Source organism: Bacillus andreraoultii, assembly GCF_001244735.1.
GTDB classification, from domain to species: Bacteria; Bacillota; Bacilli; order Bacillales; family Caldibacillaceae; genus Caldifermentibacillus; species Caldifermentibacillus andreraoultii.
Genome location: NZ_LN868937.1, coordinates 1,475,357 through 1,492,502, shown reverse-complemented (window position 1 = coordinate 1,492,502; position 17,146 = coordinate 1,475,357). Strand labels below are relative to the sequence as shown.

Here is a 17,146-nt window from a genome sequence, read left to right as displayed (position 1 = left end):
CTTTCATTCATACTTAAAGCAACTATGCCTTGTGGCCACCAACAAGTTTCGCCCGTCTTCTCGCAGTTCCCCCTTCTGCATAAGAGACAGCTCTTAGCAACGCCTCGGAACCATAACGGTGACGAATTTGATCAACTGTATACCCTAGTTTCCTTTTCTTCCATAAATTTGGTTGGAATAAATCAAGTTGGACATTCTCATCCGGAATAATATTGGAAAGAGCAATAGAAATTTGCCGAACTGTTCGTCCATCATAATGTTTATTAAAAATTTCTAAGCAGATTTGGTAAATATCCATTGTAATATTTGTCGGCGTCTCTATCGTTTTTGATCGATGAAACCCGCCTCCTAATTCTTCATAGCTATAGCCTATCCCTAAACTAACCGTTCGCCCAGCATATTTTCCTGAACGAGCCCGCCTTGCTACTTCTTCACACATCTCTAAGATGACATGTTTAATTTCAGCTATTTTTTTATAGTCTCGGAGTAAAATTTGACTTTTACCAAAACTAATTTGTCCATCCATTATTGGCGCTCCAATTTCCGATAAATCAACTCCCCATGCATGGTAATACAGTTGGTTCCCCATAACACCAAACTTTTTCTCTAATTTAGATAAATTATAATTAGCGAGCTGCCCCACCGAATAAATCCCCATATTATTTAAGTTTTTTTCTAATCGTCTCCCAATTCCCCACATTTCACTTAGCGGTGAAATTGGCCATAATTTTTCCGGTATATCCTCATATTTCCAAAGTGCAATCCCACTTCTTTTTGCATCTAAATCTAAAGCAAGCTTTGCCATAAGCATATTCGGTCCAATTCCGATCGCACATGGGAGCTGGAACTCACGAAGCAAGTCATCTTTTATTTTTTCTGCAATGCGAAAAACATTTCCCCATAGAAGATTGGCCCCGTCTACTTTAATAAAACTTTCATCAACACTGTACACATGAATCGCTTCTTTTGGAACATAACGATTAAACAGACGAGTAATTTCGGTTGAAACACGTAAGTAAGTTGACATGTTCGGTTCTACTATTTGGATACGAGGATCATTAGGTACTTCAAACATTCTGGAACCTGTTTTTATCCCAAATTCCTTTTTCATCCGAGGAGAGGCAGCTAGAACAACACTTCCTTCCCGTTCTTTATCACCGACAACGACTAAGTAACATTCGAGCGGATCAAGTCCGTGCATCACCGCTGAACAACTTGCATAAAAACTTTTAATATCAACACATAAAATATGTTGATGCGGTAAACGGCTATAATCCACCATTCCTACCTCCTCCAACAAACACTCACAAACATACGTTTGATAATAATATATTCAATATTTTATAGGAATATACGTTCGATTTCAATAAGAATTTTTTTCCAATTAAAAAACCTGTAAGTCAACGAGAAGTTAACGATACAGGTCTTTTTTCCACGTATTAAAGAAAGCTAAAAGGCCGCTCAAGCCTTTAGGCAGCCAAAGAGACTAGCGTTCGCTTGATGAGAAAGAGAGTTTTTCAGCTTTGATGCAATGCTCGAAGCCTTCCTTGTGCGCGTGCACATATACGTATAGGAAAATAGAAATTTGAAAATTTATACTTTCCTATTTCCAACTCATCCATACTTACAATTCTCGCTCTTCTTAGTACCTCTTTCCCCTCCAAAAACAGTAACAGAACAGGTGCTGTAAACGCCATAAATTTTTCGGCAACTTGAGGAATTTCACTAGCATCAATATGAGCGGCTTTAATATTCGGATAACGAATCAACATATGTTCTACTTCTGGAAGAAGTGCATGGCAAACACTACAATCCGGTTGAGAAATATATATAAATACAGCAGTATGATTGTGAATAAAAGAGTCAAGCTCTTCCATAACATGAATATGTTCCATCGTGTACACCATCCTTAATCAAAATGGAATGCTTCAAGACACGTCTGCACCCATCTTTTTTCAAGTTTGCTTGATGAGCTTCCTTAAAAAATCGTTGAACCTATTTTTTTAATAAACGTAAATATCGTTTCATAAAATGAAGCCAATCTTTCTTTTTACCAAAATAGCTCTTAAATAATTGTAAAAAATCTTCATATTTCCCTTCGTATGGGTACCATTGAATTTCTTTATTACGTTTTCCTGAGTCCACAACGATTGCTTTCTCATGGCAAAAAATCTTTAAACCTTCTTCACCATGGTAACGACCAATTCCACTATGTTTTGTCCCACCAAATGGTAAGTGATGGTTAGCTACAGAAACAATTGCATCATTAATAACAACTGCCCCTGAAATTAGTTGACTTGCCACTCTTCGTGCTTTCATTTTATCACTTGTCCAAACACTAGCATTCAAACCATATTCCGTGTCATTAGCAAACACGATCACTTCCTCTTCATTGTCAAAAGGAATTAACGGAAGTATGGGGCCGAATGTTTCTTCCTGTACAATTTCAGCATCTTTTGGAATATCTGTTAAAATCGTTGGTTTAATAAACATAGGATGAGACCACTTGTCTGGATGAATCCCACATGTTAACGTAGCCCCTCGGTCAAGCGCATCCTTTACTTGCCGCTTAACAATATCCACTTGAACTTTGTACGTCATCGAACCAATGTCAGCGGTGTTGTCATTCCCTTGAACGAGCTTTTCAGTTTCTTCTTTTAATAACTCGGTAAACTGATTATATATTTTTCGTTCAACAAAGACTCGTTCCGCACTCATACATACTTGCCCTGAGTTTGTAAATGCTGCCCATACAGCCCCTTTAGCCGCGCGTTTCAAATTCGCATCAGCAAAAACGATAAAAGGATCTTTCCCTCCAAGTTCAAGCGTTGTTGGTATTAAATGTTCAGCAGCAACTTTTTGAATTATTTTCCCTGTCCGAACAGAACCAGTAAAAAAGATGTAATCCGGTTTAGCCTCTGTTAAATGGGCACCAACCTCTTTTCCACCATGAGCAACTTGAACAACATCATTAGGAAATCCCGCATGTTTAAACAATTCCTCAATACTTTTGCCTACAAGTGGGGTTACTTCAGACGGTTTTAAAATAACAGTATTACCTGAAACTAAGGCACTTACGACAGGTACTAAAGCAAGTTGAAGGGGATAATTCCACGGAGAAATAACAAGAACGAGTCCTCTTGGCATATACTCAACATAAGATTTCTTTCCAATTAATAATAATGGGGTTTTTACTTTCTTTGGTTGAAGTGTTTTTTCGGCGTGGCTAATAATATGTACCATTGCATCCAATGTTGGCATAATATCTGCAACTAAACTTTCTGTAGGAGGCTTCCCAGTATCATCCGCAATCACTTGTGCTAATTTTTCTATATCACGAACCATTAATTCCTTCAAGTTCCTTAAATAGTGAAGGCGCTCTTTCGTTGTAAGTCGACTCCAACTCTTAAATGCTTGCTGCCCCTTTTCCATTAAAAGTGGAATCGCTTGAATTTCTATTTCTTCAACTGAATCTAGCTTCTCTCCCGTAGCCGGATTAATCCCTTCAAGTATAGCCATATCTCACAATCCTTTCCTCTTCCCTGTATGATTATCTTAACAAATGATAATAATGATTGTCATTCCTAGTATATTTTAAATAAAAAATGAATGAAAAATGACAAATATTCGCTAAAACACCGAAGTAACGTTCAAGAGCAAGGACATAAAATAAGGCATTCAAAAGTCGAGACACCTACTTTCTGAACGCCTTTACACCATTACAATATTTCCCTTAAGTTTTCCAATAGAACTTCCATTTCTTCATTTAGACCGATTGTAACCCGTAAGTATTGGTCAATACGTGGCTTATTAAAATAGCGCACATAAATACCATTTTCCTTCAACTTCTCAAAAATTCTTTTAGCACTAGCTTGCTCATGTTTCACAAAGAGAAAGTTAGTTTTTGAATCGAGCACTTTAAAATGTAAATCTTTTAATTCATTACAAACTTCTTCGCGGGTTTCAATTATTTTACATCTTGTTTCATTAAAGTAGTCCGTATCTTCAAGAGCTGCTTTGGCACCAACTAACGCTAATCGATCAAGGGTATAGGAGTTAAATGAATTTTTAATACGGTTCAAGCCTTCAATTAATTGCTCGTTTCCGATTGCAAAACCAACCCGAAGTCCAGCGAGAGAACGAGACTTGGATAATGTCTGGATAACGAGTAAATTATCATAACGATGAACAAGAGGTACAACTGAATCGCTACCAAAGTCAACGTATGCTTCGTCAACAATCACAACTTTATTCGGATTATTTTGTACGATTCTCTCAACATGATTAAAGGTTAATCCTAGACTCGTCGGTGCATTCGGATTTGGAAAGATAACGCCACCTTCTGCTTGAAAAAGTTTCTCTATAGGAATTGTAAAATCTTCATTTAACTCAATTTCTTCATAAGAAAGGTTATAAAGATTTGCATAAACTGGGTAAAAACTATACGTAATATCAGGAAAGAAAATCTTTTCGTTTCGATTGAAAAAGGCTAAGAACGAAAATGCAAGTACTTCATCCGAACCATTCCCGACAAACACATAATTTTTCGGTACATGGTAGTAGTTTGCAATTACTTCAGTTAACTCTTCAGCCATTGGGTCAGGGTAAAGCCTTAAGTTTGCGTTTGCTGCCATTTGTAATGTTTCTAACACTTTCGGTGAAGGGGGATACGGGTTTTCATTTGTATTTAATTTTATAATATGATTCATTTTCGGTTGTTCACCCGGCACATATGGTTCTGTACCACGGGCTGTTTCACTCCAAAATTTGCTCATTACTACAGGTTTCCCTCCCTCACATTGGTAAAACTTTGTCTTTACCTTTTTGTTGTTTTGTTTCCATTCGTTTCATTAACTCTTTCTTCAAATCTACTATTTGAATATCCTTTTCTATCATTAAAAGTAAGGAATGGTAAATCAAGTCGGATAGTTCAGCAACTAATTCTGTTTTATCTAGATTTTTCGCCTCAATAATTACTTCAGTGGTCTCTTCCCCAATTTTCTTCAAGATTTTGTCTAGTCCTTTTTCAAATAAGTAGTTTGTGTATGAACCTTCCACAGGATTCGTTTTTCGATTCTGTAAAAAAGTATACAATTCATTTACAATTTCACGATGATAATTGATAAAAGATTCATCCGTAAAAAATGTATTGTGAAAACAACTTTCCTCACCCGTATGACAAGCGACATCAACTTGTTCCACTTCAACGAGAATCGAATCACCATCACAGTCATACGTCATTCGCTTCACATATTGATAATGTCCGGAAGTTGCTCCTTTATTCCAAAGTTCCATTCGACTACGACTGTAAAACCAAGTTGTTCCTGACTCTACTGTTTTTAATAATGACTCTTTATTCATATAAGCAAGCATAAGAACTTTTCCAGTGTAGCAATCTTGAACAATTGTAGGAACAAGTCCTTTTTCATCAAATTTAATTTGGTTTAAATCAACGTTCATTTTATACGCCCCTAACCTCTACACCATTTTCTTTTAAATATTTTTTCAACTCTTTAATATCAATTTCCCCAAAATGAAATACAGAGGCAGCCAAAGCAGCATCAGCATATGCATTTTTAAATACATCAAGGAAATGTTCTTTTATACCAGCCCCACCTGAAGCAACAACTGGAATTTTCACTTGATTCGCAATTTCCTTCGTTATATCTAAACTATATCCTGTTTTTACACCATCCGTATCAATTGCATTTAACACAAGTTCCCCTGCACCTAATCGTTCTCCTTCTTGCGCCCATTCAATCACGTCCATTTCCGTGTCCACACGACCGCCGTTAATAAAGACTGTCCATTTTCCGTTGTCATGCTTTTTTGCATCAATGGAAAGAACAACACATTGACTACCAAACTTTTCTTTAGCTTCACGAATTAAATTCGGATTTTTTACCGCGGCACTATTAACAGATACTTTATCTGCCCCTGCTTGCAAAACCTTTCGAAAATCTTCAATCGTTCGAATTCCTCCACCCACAGTAAAAGGGATGTGTACTTGTTCCGCTGTTTTTTCAACAACATCAATAAAGATATTACGATCTTCATTTGAAGCTGTTATATCATAAAATACTAATTCATCTGCGCCTAACTCACCATACTTTTGAGCAAGAACAACAGGATCGTCTACATCAACAATATTTTGGAATTTAGCTCCTTTGACTACTCGACCACCACGAACATCGAGACATGGAATAATTCTCTTCGCTAACATGGATTCACTTCCTTTAACGCATTTTCAAGATTCATTTTTCCGGTGTATAATGCTTTACCAATAATTGCACCATACATATTTAACGCTCGTAATCTTCGCAAATCTTCTAATGTTGTCACACCACCAGAAGCAATAACATCCATCGTTGTTTCACGGTTTATTCTCTCAAGTTCAGAAAAGTTCGGTCCGGAAAGCATACCGTCTTTAGCGATGTCAGTGTAGACAATTGTTTTACATCCTTTTTCCTCTAATCTTTTTGTAAAAGTTCCTGCTTCTACATCCGTTGTTTTCGTCCAGCCATCGGTTGCAACAAACCCATTTTTCGCATCAATGGACACAACAATGGCCGCCCCAAACTGATTTAGCGCCACGTCTAAAAATTGTTTATCACGTAATGCCGCACTACCTAAAATAACTCGGTTGACGCCTAATTTAAGAATTTTTTCTACTTTCTCAATTGAACGTATGCCCCCGCCTAATTGGACAGGAATAGTAACAGATTGCAAGATTGCTTGAATAGCAGTTAAATTTTTCGACTCGCCAACTAATGCCCCATCTAAATCGACAATATGTAAAAATTTCGCCCCGGCATCTTCCCATTTTTTTGCCATTTCAACTGGGTCACCGTACATTTGTTGTCGACCATAGTCTCCTTGAATAAGTCGAACACATTTTCCATCACGTATATCAATTGCAGGAAAAAGAATCATTTTATCATCTCCCCAAATGCCTGTAATAACTTAACACCAGTCTCACCACTTTTTTCAGGGTGAAATTGCATACCGATTATATTATCTTTTTGAACGATTGCTGGAAATTTGACACCATAGTTAGTCCAACAAATGACATCCTCCTTCTTTTTAGGTAAAACATAATAGGAATGAACAAAATAGGCATACTCGTTTTCAGCTAACTTGTCTGTAATCCGACAAGTAGTTGCTTTTTCTAATTGATTCCAACCAATATGTGGGACTTTTAAATCATGGTTAAAGCGGACTACCTCCCCCTCAAGTAAATGAAGTCCCTTCCATTCACCATGCTCATAACTTTTTTCAAAAAATAATTGCATGCCTAAACAAATTCCTAAGATTGGCTTACCTAATTGAGCATTTTCCTTTATTGCATCTACTAAATTTAATCTTGTAAGCTCATCCATTGCATCACGAAAGGCACCAACCCCCGGTAAAATGAAAGCATTCGCATCAAACAGGTGATCCGGATTACTCGTAATTTCAGATTCAAGACTAAGACTTTTCAATGCATGGTTAACACTCTTTAAATTTCCGGCACCATAATCAATGATCGCAATCAAGATAAATACTCCCTTCTCAAACAAAAAATTATAAAGAACCCTTTGTTGATCGAACACCCTTTATTCGCTCATCAATCGATGTTGCTTCGTCTAAAGCTCGACCAAATCCTTTAAAAATGGATTCAATAATATGATGACTGTTTTTCCCGTGCAGAAGCTGAATATGAAGAGTGACTCCTGAATGATTAACGAAGGCTCTAAAAAATTCCTCAACTAATTCTGTGTCAAATTGACCTACTTTCTCTGTTGGAATATCTACATCAAAATATAAATACGGTCGGCCAGAGATATCTATAGAAACTTGACTTAGTGACTCATCCATTGGAGTAAAAACACTAGCATAACGGCGGATGCCAGCTTTATCTCCTAACGCTTTTATAAAAGCCTTACCGAGAACAATGCCAACATCTTCTACTGAATGATGGAAATCTACATCGATATCGCCGTCACAAATGACCTTTAAGTCGATAAATCCATGTTTCGTCATAAGTAGTAACATATGATTAAAAAAGCCAATCCCTGTTTGTATATCACACTTCCCTTCACCATCTAAGTTTATTTGTAATTCAATATTTGTTTCTGCTGTTTTTCGTACAGTCTCTGCTTTACGCACCATTTTCACCTCATTTATCGAATCGTATACGTATGGAATTAGCATGAGCCGTTAACCCTTCTTCATTGGCAAATTGAATAATTTGATCTTTTACGTCGGCTAAATTATTTTTACGATAATAAATTACACTGGATCGTTTTAAAAAGTCATAAGTTCCGAGAGGGGAAGAAAATTTAGCCGTACCACTTGTCGGTAATGTATGGTTTGGACCAGCAAAGTAATCTCCCAACGGTTCCGGTGAATAAGCACCTAAAAAGATTGCCCCAGCATTGACTACTTTCGGCAAGTAATCAAGCGGATGATCAAGCAACAATTCCAAATGTTCTGGTGCAATCTCGTTTGCAACTGTAAAAGCTTCATCTATCGTATCTACAACAAATATATTTCCAAATGTTTTAATGGATTGCTTTGCGATTTCGTTTCTATCTAAGCTTCCTAACTGTTTTTCTACTTCCCGTTGAACATCTTGCGCAAGTTGCTCGCTCTCGGTAACAAGGACAGATGCTGCCATTTCGTCATGTTCTGCTTGAGAAAGTAAATCTGCGGCAATAAATGTTGGATTTTGTTTACCATCTGCAATTATGCAAATTTCACTTGGACCGGCAATCATATCAATATCCACTTTCCCGAACACATATTTTTTTGCTCTGGCAACATATATATTTCCAGGACCAACAATTTTATCAACAGGTCGAATAGACTCCGTTCCAAAACTAAGAGCAGCAATTGACTGGGCACCGCTGACTTTATAAATTTCAGTAACTCCTGCTACCGATGCAGCTGCTAATACTGCCGGATTTACTTTCCCTTCTTTATTTGGAGGTGACACCATGACGATTTCGTTTACCCCCGCAATAACAGCTGGAATAACATCCATTAATACTGTTGATGGATAGGCAGCTTTTCCGCCAGGAACATAGACACCTACTCTTTCTAGTGGAGTGACTTTTTGTCCAAGAATAATCCCATTATCTTTATTAATAAACCAAGACTTTTCGAATTGGTGTTGATGAAATTCTCTAATATTATCTTTTGCCTGTTTTAAAATTTCTAGAAAACGAGCATCAATCTTAGTTAATGCCTCCCTTACTTCTTGTTCCGTCACTTTTAATGATTGAAGATGAACTCCGTCAAATTGTTCCGTATAATGAATAAGTGCGTCATCACCCTTTTGTTTCACATTTTCAATAATTTCTTTTACCGTTTGGTCTACCACTTCAAAAGAGGCTTCTTCACGTTTAAGTTGAGCGTCAATCATTTTCTTGTCAATATTCTTGATTCTCGTTATTCTAATCATTGATGAATCGCTCCTTTTTGATTTACAGTTACTTGAATATTCGTAATTAGTTCGTCAATACGACTATGTTTTGTTTTAAAACTTGCTTTATTAACAATTAATCGTGCGCTAATTTCAAAAATTTCTTCTAAAACAACTAAACCATTATCCTTTAAAGTTCTTCCTGTCTCGACAATATCGACTATACAATCAGAAAGCCCTACAAGTGGCGCAAGTTCGACAGATCCGTTTAAATAAATTGTTTCAACCGTTCTTCCTTTTTCATTAAAATATTGATTCGTCACTTTTGGATATTTTGTCGCGACAATTAATTTGTTCTTTTGTAAATCTGTATAATCCGGACCAGCGACAACAAAACGACAACGACCAAAGCGTAAATCTACAACTTCAAAAACACTTGCTCCCGACTCAATCAAAGAATCTTTACCAATAACGCCTAAATCTGCCGCTCCCCGTTCCACATATGTTGCGACATCACTTGCCTTTACTAAAACGATTCGAATTTTATTTACAGCGTCATCAAAAATTAATTTACGACTTGTTGGATAATAGTCAGGAAAGACAATATCAACATCTTTTAATAGTTCAATCGTATGGTCAACGAGTCTTCCTTTTGCTAATGCAATATTAATATATTCCAACAATCAGCTCCTCCTTTCTTGCGTTTTTAAAGCTAACATTAATTGATCAATATAAATCGCAAAACCAATCGCCTTCGTATGAAATCCAAATTGCCCCGTTAGTTGATCATATCGCCCGCCTAAAATAACCGGATGGCCATATCCAGCAATATAGCCATGAAAAACAACACCTGAATAGTAGTTCAAATGATTAATTAATCCTAAATCAAGAGTTAAATGTTTTTCATATCCTTGTTCACCTAACCGTTTGCAAACGTTTTGTAAGTGTTCGATTTCTTGATTCATTTCATCATTAATAGCGATTTGTTCAGCCTTAGCAAATACTTTTTCTGGATTCCCATAGAGCGTTGGAATTGTAGCAAGTGCATGTTTGTAATAGTCAGGTATAGCTAATGCTTGGACAGCATGGTCTAACTCAGCGAAATTTTTATTTTCAATCAGCTTTTGAATATTTCTAATTTCACTTTCTGTCAATTTAATTTTTTCAATTAATTTCTTATAAAAATTAGCCTGGCCAATATCAATCGTAAAGTTTTTTACTCCGACTTCATTTAAAGCTGTTATTGCTAGCGAAATAAGACTAGCATCTGTCTTGGCACCATCACTTCCGAACAATTCGACACCTGCTTGCGTAAATTCACGAGATTGAATATTTTGAACATCATTATTCATTCGAAAGATACTTGTTACATAAGAATATTTTTGTGAGACATTTGAATTTTGGGTTTCTGCTACCATTCTCGCAATCGGAATAGTGGCGTCCGGTCTTAAAACTAAAATTCTTCCATCTGTATCAACAAACTTAATCATCTGATTTTTATCAATCGTGCCGGAGATTTCTGTAAAAAGATCATAGTATTCAAATATCGGTGTTTGGACTTGCAAAAAGCTATTTTGTTTAAATAACTGCTTCAATATTGAGAGTAGTTGTTCTTTCGCTTCAAATTCCTTTGGATTAAAACCATTTACCCCTTTAGGTACAAATTGGGTTAGTTTTTGCAGCATATAAACGTCCCCTTTTCATTTAACACATTATCCATTTAATTTATTAGTAGTTTACCACTTTATTAAAATAAAGTCATGTAGTATTATTAAATTATTAAAAAATTTTTTTAGTAGGTGAAAAAATGTTTGATTATCATGTTCATAGTTCATTTAGTGAAGATTGTGATATTGAAATGGAACGGATGGTTCAAGGTGCTATTGATAAGGGGATTCAAGAACTTTGCTTTACGGAACATATTGATATCGATTATCCAGATCCGAATTGGACTTTTTCTCTTGACCTAGCGAATTATTCAGCAGAAATAAGAAACATGCAGAAAATATATGGAGATGTGATAAACATTCATATGGGGGTAGAACTTGGTCTCCAACCCCATGTTTTACAAGATTATAAGGAATTCGTTCACAAGGAAAAATTTGATTTTATTATATGCTCAATGCATGCGACGAAAGGACTTGACCTTCATTCCGGCAAGTTTTTCGAGGGGAAAAGTTTGAATCAAGCGTATGAGGAATATTATTCAGAACTGTTAACTTGTATTCAGTCTTTTAAGGACTTTAGTATTCTTGGTCATCTTGACTTAGTTACAAGGTATAAATATGAGCCCGGAGTACAATCTTTTTTAGACATTATTGAGGAAATTTTTAAAGTAATCATTCCAAACGGACAAGGTATTGAGATTAATACATCTGGGTTTTATTACGGAATTGGTCGAGTCATGCCTAGTGATGATATTTTGAAATTGTATAAAGAGATGGGCGGAGAAATTATAACTATTGGTTCCGATGCTCATAAACAAGAACGCCTGGCTGCATATTATAATCATTCGATCGAATTATTAAAAAATATTGGCTTTACGTATGTAGCAACTTTTAAAAATCGAGAACCTATTTTTCATAAAATATAACAGCAACAACAGTGACATAGAAGCCGGTCGTAAAAAGGCCGGCTCATTTTTTAAAGAAAGCTTTTTTACCAACCTTTTCTACAATAGTTGGAAATAACGTATAAAAGATACTTCCTACATTCATCAATCTCGGTAAGTTAATTTCTCGTGTCGAAGTGAAAAGTTTTTTGACAATTTTATCTGCAACATCATTCGGTTGCAGCACCCATCTTCCTACATTTTTCAAGTATTCTCCTGACTCATCAGCTACTTCAAAAAAATTTGTAGCAATTGGTCCTGGATTTACTGCTGTAACAAAAATGCCTGATTGCTGCACTTCCATTCGTAAACTGTCGGTAAATTTTAAAACAGCACTTTTCGTGGCAGAGTAAATACTTGATTTTGGTGTTGCAATTTTTCCAGCTTGTGAAGCTATATTAATAATATGTCCTGAGTTTTGCGCAATCATCTTAGGTAACACGATTTTTGTCATCGTTATTAGTCCAATAACATTAACCCGGAACATTTTCTCCGCCTCGTCAATTGGCGAATCTAATAATGTTTTAAAAACACCATATCCAGCATTATTAATTAATACATCAATTGTCACATCTTTTATTTGGTCATAAAACCGTAAAATCTCTTCTTGTTTGCCAATATCTACTTGATAAGTAGTAACTTGAATGCCATATTTCTCTTCTATATCTTTTTTTATTTGCTCAAGCTTATGAATACTTCTTGCAACGAGTATGACGTTAGCCTGATTTTCTGCACATCGGTAAGCTAATCTTTCTCCTAACCCACCAGAAGCACCAGTAATTAGAACGGTTTTCCCCTGCAGTCGTTGATTCATTTGTTCCTCCAAGTATTCAATATTTAAGAAGTCCTTGCTATGTAATCTTTATATGCAAGCTGCTCTTTTTAGTAATAATACAGAAATACGATTCATTAGGTAGTTGAAATGAAATGCGAAATGATAGACCTTATTCAACTCGTTCATGTTCAAATTTCACTTCAATCTTTTTAAAGTCTTCAGCAATCATGGTGTTTGGAAAAATATCTTGTGCTTGTTTTTCCAGAAGTGGCCAATCGTGTTTTTCAAAACGTGAGCTAATATGTGTAATACACAATTTTTTAACATTCGCCTTAAAAGCAATTTGCGCTGCTTGATATGTTGTTGAATGATAATATTGCTCAGCGATTACCTCAGAATCTTTATCAAAAGTTGCCTCATGAATTAGTAAATCAGCATTTCTTGCGAGTTCTATACTTGTTTGCGTTGGCCGTGTATCTCCTAAAATTGAAATAATCCTTCCCTTTTTTGCTGGGCCAAGAAAATCTTTTCCATTAATTATCATGCCATCCTCTAGTTCGATGGTCTCCCCGTCTTTTAATTGTTTAAAATGAGGTCCAGGCTTAACACCCAGTTGTTTTAATTCATCTACTAATAAGGACCCAGGTTTATCTTTTTCTACAATTCGGTAACCATAAGAAGGAATCCCATGGTCAAGTAAGCGCGCTTCAATAATAAAATCATTTTCGTCTAAATAAAAATAGTCTTCAAATTCAATAAAGTTCAGATCATATTTAATATGTGTTTGACTAATTGAAAGGCTTGTCTCAATAAATTCACGAATTCCTTTTGGTCCATAAATGGTAAGTGGTTCTGTACCACTTAAAAATGAACGACTACCAAGTAATCCTGGTAAACCAAATATATGATCACCATGTAAATGCGTGATAAAAATTTTTTCAATTTTTCTTGGTTTGATTGATGTATGTAAAATTTGATGCTGTGTTGCCTCGCCACAGTCAAATAACCAAATTGCACCATTTTGTAACTGTTTTAAAGCAATTGATGTTACATTTCTGTATTTTGCGGGCATTCCAGCACCTGTACCTAAAAATGTTATTTCCAAAATAATTCCTCCATTTGTAACCACTAGATTACATATTACTCTTTGTAAACAAATAAAAACTCCCAACATAATTATTAACATATTACAAAAAATAAGTACATGAAATGACGTTTAAAAAAGATAAAAGTGATAAATCCGATTTCAAAATTTGCCATTTTCCTAAGTTATAGGTAAAATTTTATTGTTAAAGAGTACACATAAAAAGCGAGGGTAAACATGAAAACTGTAGAAAATAATCCTTCATCATTAATTTTGTTATTTGGAGCAACAGGTGACTTGGCAAAAAGGAAACTATATCCTTCATTATACAATTTATTCAAAAAAGGACATCTATCAGACCGTTTTGCCGTAATCGGTGTAGCTAGACGTTTAAAAGATGATGAGGAGTTCCGCAATTGGGTAAAAGATTCTGTAGAAACATACGGGGAGGAGATAGACCATTTAAACGAATTTATCTCACATTTTTATTACCAATCCCATGATGTAACGGAATCGGAGTCTTATAAACAACTAAAAACACTTGTAGACGAACTCGACCATACATACCAACTGCAAGGTAACCGAATTTTTTATTTAGCTATGTCACCTGAGTTTTTTGGTACTGTAGCCGAACATTTAAAAGAGGATGGTTTAACTGATACGAAAGGTTTTAAAAGACTTGTTATTGAAAAACCTTTCGGGCACAACCTAGAGTCTGCAATCAAATTAAACAAGCGTATACGAAATTCCTTCAAGGAGGAAGAAGTTTATCGGATTGACCACTATTTAGGAAAAGAAATGGTGCAAAATATTGAAGTCATTCGCTTTGCTAATGCCGTTTTCGAACCATTGTGGAATAATCGCTATATATCAAATATTCAAATCACATCAAGCGAAACACTTGGTGTTGAAGAAAGAGCGAGATATTATGACAAAAGTGGTGCAATTCGTGATATGGTGCAAAACCATATGCTACAAATGGTGGCACTCCTTGCGATGGAACCACCAATTCGGCTAACAACAAAAGAAATCCGGAGTGAAAAAGTAAAAGTATTACGTGCTCTAAGACCAATTGAAGATCACGAAGTTCATAACTATTTTGTAAGAGGCCAATACGGAGAGGGAACGATTAATGGGATCTCGGTCCCTGCGTATCGCGAGGAACCAAACGTACCACATGACTCGAATACAGAAACATTTGTGGCCGGAAAGTTTCTTATTGATAATTTCCGATGGGCTGGTGTTCCTTTTTACATTCGAACTGGAAAAAGGATGGAAAAGAAATCGACAAACATTATTGTTCAGTTTAAAGATATACCAATGAACTTATATTACAAAAATGGATCCTCTTTAAATCCAAACTTGCTCGTCATCCATGTTCAACCTGAAGAAGGAATTACCCTTCATTTAAACGTGAAAAAAACAGGGGAAGTAATGGAAACAACACCCGTTACGTTAAATTTCTCCACCAAAAACATCGACGGAATCAATACACCTGAAGCATATGAAAAACTATTATTCGATTGTTTACGTGGAGATGCTACGAACTTTACCCATTGGGATGAAGTTGCCTTATCTTGGCGCTTTGTCGATAAAATTTCGGAAGCATGGGCAAATGAAAAAGCAGATTTTCCTAACTATAGTGCAGGTTCGATGGGACCGAAATGTGCAGATGAACTATTAGAAAGAGATGGATTTTTCTGGTGGCCAGTTCATTTTTAATAAAAGAAATTCAAGGCTAGCGCTTTTAGGAGAAACGAGTACCGTAGTTCGCTGTTTTCAGTTCCGAAGCCTTTCCTATTAGCTCAAAAAGGTCAAGTACATCACGTACTCGACCTTTTTAATTTTATAAAATTTTTTTAGTCCATCCATTTTGTATGGAAGATTCCTTCTTTGTCAACTCTTTCGTATGTATGCGCTCCGAAATAGTCACGTTGTGCTTGTAATAAATTTGCAGGTAATGTTTCCATACGATAGCTATCGTAGTAAGATAACGCACCAGAAAAGCTAGGAACAGGAATTCCGTTCTTAACTGCTGTTGCTATAACATTACGTAAAGACTCTTGGTATCGGTCTGCAATATCTTTAAAATATGGATCTAATAATAAGTTTTTCAATTGTGGGTCACGATCATAGGCATCTTTAATCTTTTGTAAAAATTGCGCACGAATGATGCATCCACCACGCCAAATCATTGAAATTTCACCATAGTTTAAATCCCAATTGTATTCTTCAGAAGCAACTCGCATTTGTGCAAATCCTTGTGCATATGAGCAAATTTTACTAAAATATAGGGCTTGACGAACTTGTTCAATAAATTCTTCACGATTCCCTGTAAAAGATTGGCCTTCAGGACCCGATAAAATTTTACTTGCAGCAACACGTTCATCTTTCATTGCAGAAATAAAACGTGCAAATACCGACTCTGTAATAATTGGAAGTGGAACACCTAAGTCTAACGCATTTTGACTTGTCCATTTACCAGTACCTTTTTGACCAGCTTTATCTAAAATGACATCAACTAAAGGTTTACCTGTTTCTTCATCAATTTTTGTAAAAATATCTTTCGTAATTTCAATTAAGTAGCTATCTAATTCACCTTTATTCCATTCAGCAAACACTTCATGTAATTCATCATTCGTAAGGCCTAGTACATTTTTTAATAGGAAATAAGATTCGCCAATTAATTGCATATCTCCGTATTCAATTCCATTATGAACCATTTTAACATAGTGACCAGCACCATCAGGTCCAATATATGTACAACAAGGATCTCCATTTACTTTAGCAGAAATTGCTTGAAGAATAGGTGCAACTAAATCATAAGCTTCCTTTTGTCCTCCTGGCATAATCGAAGGCCCTTTTAATGCTCCTTCTTCTCCACCGGAAACACCTGTACCGATAAAATGTAAACCTAAATCACTTAATTCTTTATTTCGGCGCATCGTATCTTTAAAGAATGTGTTCCCACCATCAATAAGAATATCGCCTTTTTCTAAATATGGCTTTAGTTGGTCAATGGTTGCATCTGTTGCAGGACCCGCTTTAACCATTAATAATATTTTTCTTGGTGTTTCTAAAGAGCTAACAAATTCTTCAATGCTATATGTAGGGACAATATTTTTCCCTTCTGCTTCCTTCATTATTGCATCCGTTTTTTCACTTGAACGGTTATAAACAGAAACCGTATAACCTCTCGATTCAATATTAAATGCTAAATTTTTTCCCATTACGGCAAGTCCTACGACACCGATTTGTTGTTTTGTCATG

General features: G+C 35.8%; 17 protein-coding genes. 2 read left to right on the top strand and 15 right to left on the bottom strand.

Features of this window, described 5'->3' with window-relative positions:
- Nucleotides 1-22 precede the first annotated feature (22 nt).
- From BN2144_RS12275 to hisZ, 12 genes are all read right to left on the bottom strand, one after another.
- Nucleotides 23-1,282 (bottom strand): Y-family DNA polymerase, encoded by a 1,260-nt coding sequence (locus BN2144_RS12275; protein WP_033828484.1) that lies wholly within the window; start codon nucleotides 1,280-1,282, stop codon nucleotides 23-25.
- A gap of 235 nt (nucleotides 1,283-1,517) precedes the next feature.
- A complete protein-coding gene (locus tag BN2144_RS12270) occupies nucleotides 1,518-1,895 on the bottom strand; it encodes a thioredoxin family protein (RefSeq protein WP_075047830.1) in 378 nt (125 codons plus the stop codon).
- 100 nt (nucleotides 1,896-1,995) lie between these two features.
- Complete coding sequence (locus BN2144_RS12265) at nucleotides 1,996-3,519, bottom strand: aldehyde dehydrogenase family protein (RefSeq protein ID WP_033828483.1); 1,524 nt, start codon at nucleotides 3,517-3,519, stop codon at nucleotides 1,996-1,998.
- Between the two features lie 200 nt (nucleotides 3,520-3,719).
- On the bottom strand, nucleotides 3,720-4,775 hold the full coding sequence (gene hisC, locus BN2144_RS12260; RefSeq protein WP_033828482.1) for a histidinol-phosphate transaminase: 1,056 nt from the start codon (nucleotides 4,773-4,775) through the stop codon (nucleotides 3,720-3,722).
- 19 nt (nucleotides 4,776-4,794) lie between these two features.
- On the bottom strand, nucleotides 4,795-5,460 hold the full coding sequence (gene hisIE, locus BN2144_RS12255; protein WP_033828481.1) for a bifunctional phosphoribosyl-AMP cyclohydrolase/phosphoribosyl-ATP diphosphatase HisIE: 666 nt from the start codon (nucleotides 5,458-5,460) through the stop codon (nucleotides 4,795-4,797).
- Nucleotide 5,461: 1 nt separating this feature from the next.
- On the bottom strand, nucleotides 5,462-6,223 hold the full coding sequence (gene hisF, locus BN2144_RS12250; protein WP_033828480.1) for an imidazole glycerol phosphate synthase subunit HisF: 762 nt from the start codon (nucleotides 6,221-6,223) through the stop codon (nucleotides 5,462-5,464).
- Nucleotides 6,217-6,933, bottom strand: a complete 717-nt coding sequence (gene hisA, locus BN2144_RS12245; RefSeq protein ID WP_033828479.1) for a 1-(5-phosphoribosyl)-5-[(5-phosphoribosylamino)methylideneamino]imidazole-4-carboxamide isomerase — start codon at nucleotides 6,931-6,933, stop codon at nucleotides 6,217-6,219. Before hisA ends, hisF begins: the two co-directional genes overlap by 7 nt.
- Nucleotides 6,930-7,535 (bottom strand): imidazole glycerol phosphate synthase subunit HisH, encoded by a 606-nt coding sequence (gene hisH, locus BN2144_RS12240; protein WP_033828478.1) that lies wholly within the window; start codon nucleotides 7,533-7,535, stop codon nucleotides 6,930-6,932. The genes hisA and hisH overlap by 4 nt, the downstream gene beginning before the upstream one ends.
- A gap of 28 nt (nucleotides 7,536-7,563) precedes the next feature.
- Nucleotides 7,564-8,148 (bottom strand): imidazoleglycerol-phosphate dehydratase HisB, encoded by a 585-nt coding sequence (gene hisB / locus BN2144_RS12235; protein WP_187367006.1) that lies wholly within the window; start codon nucleotides 8,146-8,148, stop codon nucleotides 7,564-7,566.
- A gap of 10 nt (nucleotides 8,149-8,158) precedes the next feature.
- Nucleotides 8,159-9,445, bottom strand: a complete 1,287-nt coding sequence (hisD, locus tag BN2144_RS12230) for a histidinol dehydrogenase (protein WP_033828477.1) — start codon at nucleotides 9,443-9,445, stop codon at nucleotides 8,159-8,161.
- Complete coding sequence (gene hisG / locus BN2144_RS12225) at nucleotides 9,442-10,086, bottom strand: ATP phosphoribosyltransferase (protein ID WP_033828635.1); 645 nt, start codon at nucleotides 10,084-10,086, stop codon at nucleotides 9,442-9,444. The genes hisD and hisG overlap by 4 nt, the downstream gene beginning before the upstream one ends.
- Nucleotides 10,087-10,089: 3 nt before the next feature.
- Nucleotides 10,090-11,091 carry an ATP phosphoribosyltransferase regulatory subunit gene (gene hisZ, locus BN2144_RS12220; protein WP_050632302.1) on the bottom strand — a complete coding sequence of 334 codons (1,002 nt, stop codon included), beginning with the start codon at nucleotides 11,089-11,091 and terminating at the stop codon, nucleotides 10,090-10,092.
- A 122-nt stretch (nucleotides 11,092-11,213) separates the two neighbouring features.
- On the opposite strand from hisZ, the gene BN2144_RS12215 reads away from it, so the two are divergent.
- The gene (locus tag BN2144_RS12215) at nucleotides 11,214-11,999 is read left to right on the top strand and encodes a histidinol-phosphatase HisJ family protein (RefSeq protein ID WP_033828476.1); all 786 of its coding nucleotides are present in this window, start codon (nucleotides 11,214-11,216) and stop codon (nucleotides 11,997-11,999) included.
- A 43-nt stretch (nucleotides 12,000-12,042) separates the two neighbouring features.
- Here the strand turns inward: BN2144_RS12215 and BN2144_RS12210 are convergent, their stop codons facing one another.
- Together BN2144_RS12210 and rnz are read right to left on the bottom strand one after the other, a co-directional pair.
- Nucleotides 12,043-12,831 carry an SDR family NAD(P)-dependent oxidoreductase gene (locus BN2144_RS12210; RefSeq protein ID WP_033828475.1) on the bottom strand — a complete coding sequence of 263 codons (789 nt, stop codon included), beginning with the start codon at nucleotides 12,829-12,831 and terminating at the stop codon, nucleotides 12,043-12,045.
- A gap of 130 nt (nucleotides 12,832-12,961) precedes the next feature.
- Complete coding sequence (rnz, locus tag BN2144_RS12205) at nucleotides 12,962-13,897, bottom strand: ribonuclease Z (protein WP_033828474.1); 936 nt, start codon at nucleotides 13,895-13,897, stop codon at nucleotides 12,962-12,964.
- A gap of 216 nt (nucleotides 13,898-14,113) precedes the next feature.
- Between rnz and zwf the strand changes: the two genes are divergently transcribed.
- Nucleotides 14,114-15,598, top strand: a complete 1,485-nt coding sequence (zwf, locus tag BN2144_RS12200) for a glucose-6-phosphate dehydrogenase (protein ID WP_033828473.1) — start codon at nucleotides 14,114-14,116, stop codon at nucleotides 15,596-15,598.
- Nucleotides 15,599-15,735: 137 nt separating this feature from the next.
- On the opposite strand, the gene gndA is transcribed toward zwf, so the two are convergent.
- On the bottom strand, nucleotides 15,736-17,145 hold the full coding sequence (gene gndA, locus BN2144_RS12195; RefSeq protein WP_033828472.1) for an NADP-dependent phosphogluconate dehydrogenase: 1,410 nt from the start codon (nucleotides 17,143-17,145) through the stop codon (nucleotides 15,736-15,738).
- Between the last annotated feature and the right edge of the window lies 1 nt (nucleotide 17,146).